At 47.7% G+C, this 13,848-nt stretch carries 11 protein-coding genes; 4 read left to right on the forward strand and 7 right to left on the reverse strand.

All coding sequences use genetic code 11. The features are described 5' to 3' along the window. Nucleotides 1–139: 139 nt before the first annotated feature. The 3 genes from MKY44_RS26460 to MKY44_RS26470 form a co-directional block, all read right to left on the reverse strand. Nucleotides 140–1,249 carry a response regulator transcription factor gene (locus MKY44_RS26460; RefSeq protein ID WP_341009268.1) on the reverse strand — a complete coding sequence of 370 codons (1,110 nt, stop codon included), beginning with the start codon at nucleotides 1,247–1,249 and terminating at the stop codon, nucleotides 140–142. Further along, on the reverse strand, nucleotides 1,246–3,036 hold the full coding sequence (locus MKY44_RS26465; RefSeq protein ID WP_341009269.1) for a sensor histidine kinase: 1,791 nt from the start codon (nucleotides 3,034–3,036) through the stop codon (nucleotides 1,246–1,248). The genes MKY44_RS26460 and MKY44_RS26465 overlap by 4 nt, the downstream gene beginning before the upstream one ends. A 347-nt stretch (nucleotides 3,037–3,383) precedes the next feature. Then, complete coding sequence (locus MKY44_RS26470) at nucleotides 3,384–5,387, reverse strand: beta-galactosidase (protein ID WP_341009270.1); 2,004 nt, start codon at nucleotides 5,385–5,387, stop codon at nucleotides 3,384–3,386. A 247-nt stretch (nucleotides 5,388–5,634) separates the two neighbouring features. On the opposite strand from MKY44_RS26470, the gene MKY44_RS26475 reads away from it, so the two are divergent. Continuing rightward, complete coding sequence (locus MKY44_RS26475) at nucleotides 5,635–6,606, forward strand: AraC family transcriptional regulator (RefSeq protein WP_341009271.1); 972 nt, start codon at nucleotides 5,635–5,637, stop codon at nucleotides 6,604–6,606. On the opposite strand, the gene mobA is transcribed toward MKY44_RS26475, so the two are convergent. Further along, nucleotides 6,576–7,205, reverse strand: a complete 630-nt coding sequence (mobA, locus tag MKY44_RS26480) for a molybdenum cofactor guanylyltransferase (RefSeq protein WP_341009273.1) — start codon at nucleotides 7,203–7,205, stop codon at nucleotides 6,576–6,578. The two genes, MKY44_RS26475 and mobA, sit on opposite strands and share 31 nt — an antisense overlap. A 162-nt stretch (nucleotides 7,206–7,367) precedes the next feature. Between mobA and MKY44_RS26485 the strand changes: the two genes are divergently transcribed. After that, nucleotides 7,368–8,561: an MFS transporter gene (locus MKY44_RS26485; RefSeq protein ID WP_341009274.1), complete on the forward strand. Its 1,194-nt coding sequence runs from the start codon at nucleotides 7,368–7,370 to the stop codon at nucleotides 8,559–8,561. Nucleotides 8,562–9,481: 920 nt separating this feature from the next. Here the strand turns inward: MKY44_RS26485 and MKY44_RS26490 are convergent. Then, entirely contained in the window at nucleotides 9,482–11,215 is a 1,734-nt protein-coding gene (locus MKY44_RS26490) for a glutamine--tRNA ligase/YqeY domain fusion protein (protein WP_341009276.1), read from the reverse strand. A 280-nt stretch (nucleotides 11,216–11,495) separates the two neighbouring features. Between MKY44_RS26490 and MKY44_RS26495 the strand changes: the two genes are divergently transcribed. After that, nucleotides 11,496–11,738 (forward strand): DUF2164 domain-containing protein, encoded by a 243-nt coding sequence (locus tag MKY44_RS26495; protein WP_244988428.1) that lies wholly within the window; start codon nucleotides 11,496–11,498, stop codon nucleotides 11,736–11,738. 127 nt (nucleotides 11,739–11,865) lie between these two features. Further along, the gene (locus tag MKY44_RS26500) at nucleotides 11,866–12,414 is read left to right on the forward strand and encodes a GNAT family N-acetyltransferase (protein ID WP_036612698.1); all 549 of its coding nucleotides are present in this window, start codon (nucleotides 11,866–11,868) and stop codon (nucleotides 12,412–12,414) included. Between the two features lie 113 nt (nucleotides 12,415–12,527). Here the strand turns inward: MKY44_RS26500 and MKY44_RS26505 are convergent, their stop codons facing one another. Further along, nucleotides 12,528–13,316, reverse strand: coding sequence for an SDR family oxidoreductase (locus MKY44_RS26505; RefSeq protein ID WP_341009277.1), 789 nt, complete (start codon nucleotides 13,314–13,316; stop codon nucleotides 12,528–12,530). A 26-nt stretch (nucleotides 13,317–13,342) separates the two neighbouring features. Then, a complete protein-coding gene (locus MKY44_RS26510) occupies nucleotides 13,343–13,843 on the reverse strand; it encodes a GNAT family N-acetyltransferase (protein WP_341009278.1) in 501 nt (166 codons plus the stop codon). Nucleotides 13,844–13,848 lie beyond the last annotated feature (5 nt).

The raw sequence follows: 13,848 nt of genomic DNA on the forward strand, positions 1-13,848 counted from the left end.
ACCTCCCGGTGTGTAACTGGTTTGTCTTTCATAGGCTCATTATATATCAGAAAATGAAAGCGCTTCATTGGACAAAATTAGACTTGTGTATTGGATTATTTTAAACCTTAATCCTGCCGCAAATGCTCTCTCAAACGTCTCATTCCGTGCTACTGCCTGATTTACCTGATATACGAGCCTGTCCCTTCCGCATCTCCCCAGGTGAAACTCCGAAATGCTTCTTGAATACCCGATAGAAGTAGGACACATCCTCATAACCAGCCATCTCGGCAACATGCTTGAACGGAATCTGTTCATCCATCACCCATTCTTTCGCTCGCGTCATACGCAACTGGATAACATAGTCGGTCACATTCACCTCATATTCCTTCTTGAATACCTTGCTGAGATATTCCTTGCTGACAAAAAAGATCTGAGCGAGCTGCTCCAGCGTAATCATCTCCATACAGTGCTGCTCGATGTATTGCTTCACCTCATTCAGGTTCAGCTTATTCTTGAACTTACGCTGCGCAATCAGCTGCTCCAAAGCCTTATAGTACGGAGTCGAAATCCATGCGATCGTGGATTCGATGGAAGCCAGTGCAGCCGCAGGAGGTAGCGCCGTTGCTTCGGGCCGCTCGTACAAGCCATTGGAGACGCACAGTTCATCTAACAAAGCCTGTAATTCATGAGCCACCCTGCCAAGCTGCCGAGGTCTGTTAATCTCGCATCGTTCCAGCTTCTGCTGCAATTGCTGGAACCACTCCCGCAGACTCTGACCGTTCAGGTCATTAAACCGCAGGCGGGCCTGCTGCTGAAACAGGGAGAACTCACCTGCGAACGAAGATGGGTACGATTCCCACGATTCAGGTGCTGATTCAACCTTTTCCAACTCCTTTGCACATTTAGCAAGTACACCATTCAGTTCATCCGGATTCACCGGTTTGAGCAGATAATCTGCAGCCCGATGGCGGATCGCATGTTTTGCATAATTGAAATCGTCATATCCGCTCACCACGATCACCTTGATCTGTGGGTATTGTCCGCTCAGCGTCTGTAACAGTTCCACACCGTCTGTACCGGGCATGCGCATGTCCGTAATGATAATGTGAGGCTGATGCTGCTTGACCAGTTGTATGGCCTGCTCGCCATCCTCTGCCTCACCTGCAACGGTCATGCCAAGTTCATTCCAATCTCCCAGGTTGCGCAAAATATCCCGGTTCCACGGTTCATCGTCCACCAGCAGCACTCTGTACAGTTCCTTGTTCACAAGGCTTCGCCTCCTGTATTGCAGGGGATTCGTACCGTAACGCTTGTCCCCTGTCCGTATTCACTTTCTATGCCCATCCCATATTCAGGTCCAAAATGCATTACCATTCGTGAGGCCGCATTGACCAGTCCAATACTTGTACCTGAACTCCACACCCGATCTGCCTGCCGGGTAAGCCGCTCCAGTCTGGACTGCATCTCCGTTAGGCTCTCAGCATCCATACCCACGCCGTTATCACGAATTCGAATGGTTACATCTGTAGGTTCACAGACAACCTCAATGCCCAGTTTCCATTCGCCCTGTTTCTTCTCCAGACCATGCAAAAATGCATTCTCCACAATGGGTTGCAAAGACAACTTGGGAATATAACAGGCCCGAAGTTCTCCGGTAATCTCCAGTGTATATTCAAGCCTGCCGGCAAAACGTTGCTTCTGAATCAGCATATAATGCTCCAACTGATCGAGTTCAGACTGTAAAGGGACAAGTCCATCCGGCGCTCGCACAATATAACGAAACATCTCGCTTAAGGCTCGAATGACTTTGTAACTGTCTGCCGGTTTTTGCGAATAGACCATGCCGCCAATCATTTGTAGTGTGTTTTGCAGGAAATGCGGATGGATCTGGGATTGCAGTGCTTTGAGCTCGGCCGTCTGCTTCTCCAGATTCATCAGGTAATTGTCGCGAATATGTTCCCGGATACGACTAGCCATGCCGTGCAGATTTTTCTCCAGCAGGCCAATCTCATCTACCCGGCCGCTTCGTACCACTTCCCTGTCCTTGATCAGCTGGATACCCTTCATGGAATTTGCCAGTCTGACAATGGGCTTTGATGTGCGCCAGGCCACCAGCGCAGCTAGTCCCACAGATATGACGGTGGCCAGGCCACCCACGACCAGTCCGTATTTCATCGTGTCCAAAGCACTTTCGTTAACGACATGGGCAGGTACAATCTTGATCACACGTAGTCCTGACGGCTCAATGGAATGAAAGAATACGTATTCCTTGGCTGTACGAATGAAGCCCGAACTTTCTTTTGTGCCTGCCAATTTCTCTAGTGCTTCCGCTGAAGGCTGAATCTCTTGGTTTGGCTGATAGACCGGACTGCCAGTGTTGTCCGCAATGTATACCGCATATTCACCCCGACTATCCAGCAGCTCCAGGGTCTGGTTGAACTCAGCCCACTTGACCTCCAGACTGATGGCGCCGATCTGTGCCTGATCCTCGAAGCGGTTCATGCTGCGGGTCATGTGAAACTTTTGCGGATCGTCCGGATCATTGATAATCGTAAAATCTTTATGTTGTTCAAAAAGCTCATGATACCCTTCCGGTATTTCCGATACCGCTTTGATGCGAGAATCCATGGAGTTAAAGGTGAACAGGGTGTCCAATTCCTTCAGATAGAGTTCAACGCCAAATACATAATTGCCAGCAGAATAGTATACACTGTTCAGCATATTGAACATGGCCTTCTGTTCATCGAATCGGCTGGCCGCCGGCGCTTCCTCGTTCAACGCCAGATATTGATGCAATTCGTCACTGATCTGAATGGAATAGATAATATTATTCATGCGGGCGAACTGTTCACCCAGATAGATGGAGGCCCAATTCATATTGGCTCGGTTGGTCTCCATAATCTCCTCTTCCATGGAAGAGCGGGTATTCTCAGCAGCCATGGCGGTCATGGCAATGACGGGCAGAACAGCCAGCAGCGTCATGGTAAGAATCAATTTATTGCGAATGCTGCGTTTGAAAGGATCTGTCAGCTTCCGATAACATTCGGTAAACACAGCGCATCCACTCCTGAGCTAAAATAGACAAACGCCCCAGCATGGAAGCCGAGGGCGCATTGGTCTTTATATTCGTTTGGAAATGTTAAAATATCACGTTATACAATAGAATGAATGGTTACACGAGATCACTACGTGGTCAGAACAACCCTCTGATCGCTGTTATCACCGGATTTTTTTAATTCCCTTTTCTAAGGGGAAAATCCGTTGATAAAGGCGAGGTGTATGCTTCCGATGCAGCTTTCTTTCAGAAAGCTTTTAGCTCCGCTTCCTCAGGTTTCTTCTGCCCTCTCCGTTAACGTGTACATGTTAAATTCAACTTATATACCTATATTTATTATTTCCTATTATTGTTCAATGATCCGTATGCCCCATGGCTCCAGTTCGATCTTCTCTCCCGCAGCAATCGGGGTTCCTGCCAGAAGTTCAGTCCCTTCCCCATAGGCATTCACGAAGGATGTTGCCTCATCCGCATAATTGAAATAATAGCGAATCGTGTTCCCTTGAACATTCACACCTGTCTTCACAATGATAGGAAAAGCCAGTTCCTGATCAGCTCCCCAAACTCCTGCTTCTTTCATGACACGCTCCAATACCTTACGGATCACCGCAGAACTGGTAAAACATCCGACATAGGTTGCTTTGCCTTTTCCATAGACATTCTGGGTAATTGCCGCATATTCACCCCAATGTGGATGATCATACCAAGCGAGTACTTCAGCCGTTGTCGGTGTAATTAGTTCCATCCAGGTGTGAACCTGGTTTTGCTCCTCGCCAATTCCAAATGGATCATCCCGCAATGAAACATGTTTTGGCTCTACAAAAAGGTTATAACTGATCCCGCATGCCTCACTGATCAGGCCGGGCTGGCGGGTAGAGCGTACCTTGATATGCTCATTTGCAAATCCGCTTTTGAACGAGTAGACGATATGTCCACCATCCTGTACGAATTGATTTAATTTTTCCAACAATGCATCCGAAGCAGCATACAGAGCAGGTACAACGAGCACGTCATACTCCGCATAACTCTCAACCGATGGGTCGATGAGGTCACAGCCAATATTCATTTTGTACAATTCATCGTACATCCAGCGCACCACGTCATTGTAGTTCTTGTCACTGGTGAAGTTAAAACCAAACCACTTGATGGATGTCAGTGCCTCATTACTGAACAGAACTGCCACCCGATTCTTTTTCTTCAGATTCACAAGCTTAGGACTCAGTCTTGCAAAATCCCTACCAATGGTCTTCGCTTCGTTGTACACCGGATTCGGTTCGAAATCATGACTGAGCAATCCTTTCCAATACGTCTCAAAGGAATTGTGCAACGAATGCCAGTGCCAGTAAGCGACCATGTTCGCCCCTGATGCCAGATGACTGAATGCCTGCAAACGCAGCTGTCCCGGATAGGGAACCCAATGCCAGAAAGCCTGCGCTTCGGTCTCCAGTACCAGATAATTCGATTGTTTGGTGGAACGCGCCACGTCCCCGCCGAATGAAATTTCAATGCCGGTCAGATCATCCTGGGAAGGGTGGTAGATGTCCACACTGGTGATGTCAAAAGGTTTCGATGCTGCAAAATGATCCACATCCCCTTGAATACCGTAGGAATATCCACGCCAGTCAAAGTCAAAGTTCTGGGTAACAAACTGTCCTTCCTGTTTGTATTCATTCACGATCCCCACTTGCCAAGCCAAAAAGTTGGTTACCAGCTGTCGCTGGAACTTGGCAAATTCAGCGCCCAGACTACCGTTGATCGTTCCTACAACAGACGGGAAGTCTTCCCAGCTATTGATTCGATTGCTCCAGTAGTCGAGGCCAAATTCCTTGTTGAGTTCATCCAGAGAACTGTACTTGTTCCGCATATATTTGACGAATTGCAGTTGTACATTATCTCCGGCCGTATTGTAATGCTTCGTCTCGTTATCTGTCTGATATCCAATTACCGCTGGATGTGTGCTTACCCGAGAGATCAACTTGCGGATGATCCGCTCGGCATAGAATAGATAGGTTGGATGGGTAATATCCATGATCTGTCTTGCGCCGTATTTACCAGGTCCCTGTGAGGTGGTAGCCAGAACGTCCGGATGTTCCTTGACCATCCATGTAGGAACAGCATACGTTGGTGTGCCAACGATAACCTGAATCCCTGCCTCATGCATGGCATTGAGCACACGGTCTACGGAAGAGAAGTCAAATACGCCATTCTGCGGTTCATGGGTACTCCAGGTTGATTCAGCAATGCGGACCACGTTGATCCCTGCATCCTTCATCATCTGAATGTCTTTGTCCAATCTTTCGTAAGGCATATATTCATCATAGTAAGCTACACCATATAATAATTTGTCCATGATTTAATCTCCTTTTTAGGTGGAAAATATAATGATCTTGACGTGTGCAAGAGTTGACATATTCCAACCCATAATGGTAGCGTTTACATTAATATTGGTTGAAGAACTTGGGTTGTTCAGCAACCACTTCAAACGCTGATGCGTTCCATGGATTAACCATGCTCACGTTAAACTGATTATAATGAAGTATACTACGGGTGCCGATTGTATAAGGCAAGTTGTTTTTACCCTTTTCCGAGGTGATGTTATGGATATCCGATCACAGCTCCGAGAAATGCCTCACCATACGCTGGCCCACTGGCTGCCTATTATCGACTGTAACATCAAATTCTATGGTGCTCACACCCAACAAGTACCCTATGGATGGGCGATGCCCGAGGAATCACATCCGGGCTTTGAGATTATGTTGATCATCGAAGGTACGCAGGAGAGTGTGATTCATGGTTATACCTATACCGTGGAGGAAGGTTCCATTCTTCTCATTCCTCCCGGGTTCAAACATACAAATCAATGTGTATCCACGGAAGGCATGACTTATTTTAGCGCTCATTTTAATGTGGATGATCCGGTCTTCACCCTGAAGCTGATGTCACAGCACAGCCGAATCTACGCAGCAGGTACGGCTGATAATAGGAAAATACGCGTTGTGCTGGAGAGTTGGATGGGGATGATTAACGTATCTGAAGCCTACACGTCCACTGATAAAATGATCATGCAGGCCCGCATGTTTGAACTGTTCGCCCTGTTGTCCCAAGCTGCTGACAATGAACCGGAGTCCACCACTTCCGTTGCTGCTTCACATGCACCAGCGCCAACAGCCATGCATTATGCGGGAGCTATAGCGGAGGCGATCAAGCAGGCATTCCATGCCCAGCTTCGAACCAAGGAAAGCAGTGTATCCACGGTCAAAGTAGAGCAAATTATATCCTCGTTTGGCATCAGCCCGGGATATGGTTTGCAGGTCTTTCGCAAGGTGTATGGGCGATCGCCCAGGGCTTACCTGTCCAGCTTGAAGTTGCAGGAGGCCAAAGTGCTGATCGAACAGCCAGAGCTGTCGCTCGGGGAAATTGCGTGGAAGCTCGGCTACACCCATCTGTCCCATTTCAGCAGACAATTCAAACGTTGGACAGGCCAAAGCCCGCTTCAATATCGCAATCATCATGCAGATGCATCAGGTAATCCTGTATCCTACAGATCGGAATCGAGTCCACAATCTTGATTACGGATACGTTCGTACTCTTCCGGCGTGTTCATATTACTCAATTGCATCGCAACTTGATGAACACCCGCTCTCTCAAGCTCTTCGGCTTCGACATATCGGCAACCGATCTCTTCAAGCCATCGCATGACTCGAAGATGATCCTGAATCAGACGCTGCTCAAGATCAGGGAGCACTCGTTTGTGGTAAGCCCCTGCAAGAGGGTGGACATGTCCATCCACGCGTGGAACGATAGCAGAATAAGAGTCACGCGACTCGGCCAGTTTTTTTATTCCATCAAAAAAGGACGTTTGCAGGAGCGGCATATCGCAGGCGCATACCAGATTCCAGTCTGTATCGGAAGCTTCCAGTGCCGCGTGAAGACCGGCGAGTGGCCCCTTCCCCGGATAGTGATCCTGAACGCAGTCGTAGCCCATTGCACCGTAGGTTGTCACATTGGGTCCGGCAGCCACGATGATACGGGATACTGCGGGTCTAATGGCTTTTGTGACATGTTGCAGTATAACGGAACCGTTCAGTTCCAGCATGGCCTTGTTGGTCCCCATGCGACTGGATAATCCTCCTGCCAATATGATGCCTGTCCATTCACGCGTGTTCATGTTGTTATCCTCCCTCAGATCACGATATGTGTTTGACTGCATCAATTTCAAAACGTTCGCTATGCATTGAATCCCCTTTCAACAAATGATACATTGAACAATATGCATTTGAAAGGAATGGCTTAATTGGACAGACCTGCACCTTCAAGAGGCAATCCCTCATTGGTTTCTCTGAAACTATATAACTTTTTCATATATGGAGCTATCTCCATCTTCGCCGGATTCCTGCAGCTTTACCTGCAAGAGATTGGTATGACCAAACTGGAGATTGGCAGTCTGATGGCGATTGGACCCTTTGTATCCTTATTCGCCAACCCGTTCTGGGGCTTCTGGAGCGATAAATCTCGCAATATTCGTATCATCCTGATGATTATGATGGGAGGCACATTTGTGCTCGCCCAGGGTGTGTTCTATGCGCCCAGTTATACATGGATCTATGTAGCGATGATTTTCTTTTATTTTTTTCAAAGTCCATTATTCGCCCAGACGAACAGTCTGATTCTCGGATATATCGATGGTACAAGCCAGAAATTTGGGGCATTCCGGCTCTGGGGTTCACTCGGTTGGGCGCTGACTGCTGTCGCTGCCGGACCGCTCATTGACCGTTTTGGCATCGGCAGTGTATCCATTATATTTGCGTGCATGATTGCCGCAGCCTTTGTATTATCCGTATTTCTGCCCAGACAGCCCATCGCTTCGGATACCCCCGTGGTTACTTTTCGGCGGTTTGGCAAAGTCATGTTCAATCCGTATTTTATGACATTTATCGGCCTGGGTGTACTCGTCTCGGTGCCCAATGCGATGAACAGTACATTTATGTCGCTATATATTGTAGAAATGGGTGGCGACAAACAGATGGTTGGCTGGGCCATCTTCACTTCATCCATTCTCGAAGTCGGTGTATTCCTGCTGCTCGACCGCTTGCTCAAACGCAAAATGAGCATGCTCCTGGCATCGCTCATCCTGATCAGCCTGCTGTTTGCACTGCGCTGGCAGCTCATGGCACTAGCTACCAATCCGATGGAGATTGTATTCATTCAGTTAATGCACTCCATTACGTTTGGTGGGTACTTCTATGTAGGCACACAGCTGACCATGCTGTTCATCCCAAGACCTTATCGTTCCTCCGGTCAAGCGGTCTACACGATGGCCTGGGGCGGTCTCTCCGGCGTGATTGCCGGTCTGTTCGGCGGCTGGTTGTTCCAGAGCTTCGGTGCGGAAATCATGTATAGCATCGGCGTATTCTTCTCGCTCATCGGCGCTGTTGGATTTAGCATCATGTGGTTGTCGAATCGACGCAACGGCTATCAACCAGTTGTGTTGACGGAGATGGGTAATATGGATGAGGACAGATAATCTTTTGTTGCAGGGGGATATTTGCACGATTAAAGTTACACTAGCGCACTCCGATGCCAGAACAACCTTCTGATCGCTGTTATCTCCGGATTTTCTTAATTCCCTTTTCAAAGGGTAAAATCCGGGGATAAAGGCGACCGCTCCGCTTCTCCAGCTTTCTTCTGTCCTCTACGTTAGGGTGTAAATAAAACGTTCAAACATTCAGACAAAAGATTAAGCATAGGTGCAGTAAAGAGAAAGGCGCCTCCATGGGCTCGTTGCCCCTCACATGGCACATTTCCAACGTGAACTGTGCCCCACTACAACTCGATAATGGCAAGCTACATGAACTCCTACTCCGATTTAGTCGTCCCTATCTCAACCTACCTCTAAGCCACGCAATTTAACTTATCCTGAGCTTCATTCCGGTCTTTATAACTCCCCTTCATCCAGTGCTTCATTTATACTCTCAACACAACCCTGCTTCTAATGCTAAAGAACCTTAGACGCCTTATTTGCAGCAATTTCACGAAATTCTAAAGCTAAGGAATCTCAGCCACGTTATTTCGCGTAAAAGACGCTGAAAACCCCAAAAAGACAAGCCAAATGAGGAAATAAGGTGTCTACGATTCGTTACGTTGCTGGAACGCCCAAATACACTTGACTAACGTGTCTTCGGTTCGTTAGATTTTTGCCTCATACGCACATCTATGGCCTCAGCTCATAGTCATGTTCATGTTCATGTTCATGTTCATGTTCATGTTCATGTTCATGTTCATGTTCATGCGGAATTGTATTGTCTAAAACTGGACCTGGCTAATGCAGAAAAACAAAAGGGCACCCTTCGCCATGATTATGACGAAGGATGCCCTTTATTTAACTTATAACTTGGCTGCTTACCAGCACTCTAATGAACAGGCCATAAATTTCATCCAGCGCCCTTATGCCTTCGGCAGTTGGAACGAGCTTTTCAGGGATACAACCCGGTTAAATACAGGACGTCCTGGCTCGGAATGTTTTGGATCTACGCTGAAGTAACCGTGACGGAAGAATTGGAATTTATCCTGAGCGTTCGCTTCTTTCATCTCTTGTTCCACAAACCCATTAACAATCTCAAGGGAGTTCGGGTTCAATTGATCCAGGAACGTTTTCTCCGGTTGCTCTTCCACAACCTCAGCTTCAGCACCAGCTACTGCCACTTCGATCTCTGCTTCCGGTGCTTCATCCAGGATCAACGGCTCATACAGACGGAATTCAGCAGGTACCGCTTGAGTCGCTTCTACCCAGTGGATTGTTCCTTTGACTTTACGGCCAGTGAAGCCACTGCCGCTCTTTGTCTCCACATCATAGGTACAATGAATCTCAGTTACATTACCTTCTGCATCTTTGATCACATCGTTACATTTGATGAAGTATGCATGTTTCAGACGAACTTCGTTGCCAGGGAACAAACGGAAATATTTGTTCGGTGGATTTTCCATGAAATCATCTTGTTCAATATAAATCTCACGGGAGAACGGAATTTGGCGATTACCCATCTCCGGGTTCTCCACATTGTTCTCTGCTTCAAGCCATTCCACTTGTCCTTCAGGATAGTTGGTGATGACCACTTTGAGCGGGTGCAGGACAGCCATCGTGCGCGGAGCTTTCAGTTTCAAGTCTTCACGTACGAAGTGCTCCAGCGTTTGCAGGTCGATAACTCCATAGTTTTTGGAAATGCCTGTCTCATATACAAAATCACGAATAGCTTCCGGTGTATATCCCCGGCGGCGCAGACCCGAAATTGTTGGCATACGTGGATCATCCCATCCATCCACATGTCCTTCATCTACGAGCAGTTTCAGCTTCCGCTTACTTGTTACCATCTGGGACAGATTCAGGCGACCAAATTCATATTGATGCGGTTGGTTCTCCATCTCACACTCGGCAATAACCCAATCGTAGAATGGACGTTGATCCTCAAACTCCAGGGAACAGAGAGAGTGCGTCACACCTTCAATTGCATCTTCGAGCGGGTGAGCAAAGGCGTACATTGGATAGATACACCATTTATCGCCCGTGTTATGATGATGTGCATGAGAAATCCGGTAAATAACCGGATCGCGCAGATTGATATTCGGTGCAGACATATCGATCTTGGCACGCAGCACTTTCTCTCCGTTCTTGAATTCGCCTGCACGCATACGTGTGAACAAGTCGAGATTCTCTTCCACCGAACGATCACGGTACGGGCTGTTCTTACCCGGTTCCGTCAGCGTTCCGCGCATTTCACGGATTTCGTCGGCGCTTTGGTCGTCGATGTAGGCTTTACCTTTTTTAATCAACAAGACAGCACGGTTGTACATTTCGTCAAAATAATCCGAGGCAAAACGTTTCTCGTTCCACTCGTATCCGAGCCATTTCACGTCTTCCTGAATCGATTGAACGTACTCTACATCTTCCTTGACCGGGTTCGTGTCATCAAAGCGCAGATTCGTTTTGCCGCCAAATTCGCCGCCCAGCGTAAAGTTAATCCAGATCGCCTTGGCATGGCCGATATGCAGATAACCGTTCGGTTCCGGAGGAAAACGGGTAATAACTTCCTGGACTTTCCCAGACCGGAGATCTTCGGTAATAATATTTTTGATAAAGTTAGGTGGGGTTGTACGATTGTCCACAGGTATCAAACCTTTCATGAATGGATTGGAGCCTTAGGGAATTGCAGCAATTCCGGCTATAATTCCTTAATAACGAAGTCATTTCCTGAAAAAAACTATTTTCTTGGAAAGTTTCGTACGCGTTTCATTTAAATATACCTTTAACGGGGGAGGAGTTCAATAAAGAACGGCACCAAAGTCAGGATTAGCCGTGCATAAATAGGCCCTAAACCATTTTGACGGGTTCGCTCGAATCATGTAGCATGATAGTAAAAACAAATTAAAGGGAGGGTTTCCCATTCCATCGAACTCGCTTAAACTGACCAAAGAACAGCAGGATGAAGCCATTCGCACCATCCAGTCGTATTTCGAAGAGGAACGTGGCGAAGAACTCGGCGATCTGGCCGCTTGGGGTGTCCTCGACCTGTTCATGACACAGCTCGCTCCCTACATATATAATCAGGCACTCCGTGACGCACGCACAACGGTCAATCAACGCATGGCCTCAATGGAAGAAGACCTGTTTGCACTGGAGCAAAAGTTACCCAAGACTTCCCGCTAATCCACTACAAATACGTGTTCAAAAAATCTGGTTTTCATATTCGATGCTGATAATGCCGTTAGGCATGATTTGTAATCAAAAGTGGACTTTTTTGAACAACACTATACAAAGAAAGAAGGTTGCATTCATGTTTACCTATTCATTGGATGAATATACCGAACTCCGGCCACTGGCTATGGAACATACTAAACCTCTGTTTGAACTGACGGATCGCTCGCGGGATCAACTGAGACATTGGTTGCCGTGGGTGGATCATGTGACAGAAGTGGAACACACCTCAAACTTCATTACCAACGCGTTAAAACAAGGTGCCGAAAATGGCGGATTCACCGCCGGAGTATGGTCAAAAGGGGATCTAGCCGGCGTCATTGGATTCCACGAGATTAACTGGACCAACCGCTCGGTAAGCATCGGATATTGGCTTGGCAAAGGTTTTGAGGGTCAGGGCTTGATGACAAGCGCTTGTCGCGTTCTGGTTGATTATGCTCTGGTGACCCTGGATCTGAATCGCGTCGAGATTCGCTCGGCAACGAATAACAAACGGAGTCGCGCCATCCCTGAAAGACTCGGATTTGTTCTCGAGGGTGTCATTCGTCAGGCAGAGAAACTGCCTAAAGGATACGTGAACCATGCAGTTTACGGCATGCTTCAGCATGAATGGGAACTATTACGCTAATTCGCTTACATAATGAATCTGGAGTGATCTCTCCCAACATAATAGATCAACACGAATACCCTCGATCTCCACGGAATGTGGTGACAGAGGGTATTTTATTATATCCATGACTTTTATAGGGCTCGGACCATGCCACCATCCACGATCAATGAGGTTCCGGTAATGTACGTATTGGCCCCGGATAACAGGAACACCACCGCTTTGGCAAACTCCTCTGGTTGACCATAACGACCGAGAGGAATCTCCTTGCGGAACTGTTCAGAGACCTCGTCCTCACTGACTCCGTTCTGCTCTGCCCGTGCAGTATCCAGCTCACGTATACGGTCTGTTGCAATACGTCCCGGCGCCACCGTGTTGATCAAAATTCCGTATGGAGCCAGCTCCTGAGACAAGGTCTTCGCCAATCCGAAAACGCCGGTACGGAACGTGTTGGACAGAACCAGACCCGGAATGGGCTGTTTCACCGAAGTTGAAGCGATATTGACAATGTGTCCTCCGCTTTCTTTCATATAAGGGAGCGCACCACGAATCAGCCTTACATAACTGAGCACATTTAATTCAAATGCACGTTCCCAATCCTCATCCGTCAGTGACTCAAATGAACCCGATGGTGGGCCACCCGAATTGTTCACCAGAATATCAATCTGCCCAAACAGCTCCGCTGTCTTATGAATCAGAGCCTCAATGTCTTCCTTGCGTGTCACATCGGTTACACAATATTCCACACGTCCACCACCACCAAGCGCCAGAAGCTCCTGCTTCACTGCTGCGAGCTTTTCTTCGCTCCGGCTGGCAAGCATGACGTCAGCACCTTCTGCTGCCAATTGAGCGGCTACCGCTTTACCCAGCCCTCTACTGGAAGCCAGCACCAGTGCTTTTTTACCTTGAAGTCCCATGTCCATTGTTGTTCCTCCTCCTCAGCTAGTTTCTATTTGTTCTGGATAAAATAACCCATAAGAATATCGTCCACATACTTGCCTCCGATATAAAACTCGGACACCAGCCTGCCTTCCGTCACAAATCCACACTGTGTATAAAACGTGATCGCTCCCGGATTGCTGGAAAGTACGCGCAGCCTGAGCTTGCGAACGCCTTGTTCAATCGCATGCTGCTTGATGGCGTCCATCAAAGCTGTAGCAATACCACAACGCCGATCATGAGGGTGAACTGCAATATGAATCTCGTAGACATGACGGTTGACCGGCATACCTGTGGCTGGATTAAAGCCCACATAACCACATACCCGCTCTCCCTGCACCGCAATCAATTGACTGCCTGGCGGGCAATGCTGCAGATATTGTTGTCTGGAACGCCATTGCATCGGTGCAGGAGAAGTGTATTTGTCCCATACCAGGGTGTCTAGCTCCATTAGCTGGGCTGCATCTTTAATCTCGGATGGACGAATCGTAAATGTATGGCTGGTAAGCATAATGA

The organism is Paenibacillus sp. FSL R7-0026 (genome assembly GCF_038004485.1).
GTDB classification, from domain to species: domain Bacteria; phylum Bacillota; class Bacilli; order Paenibacillales; family Paenibacillaceae; genus Paenibacillus; species Paenibacillus xylanexedens_A.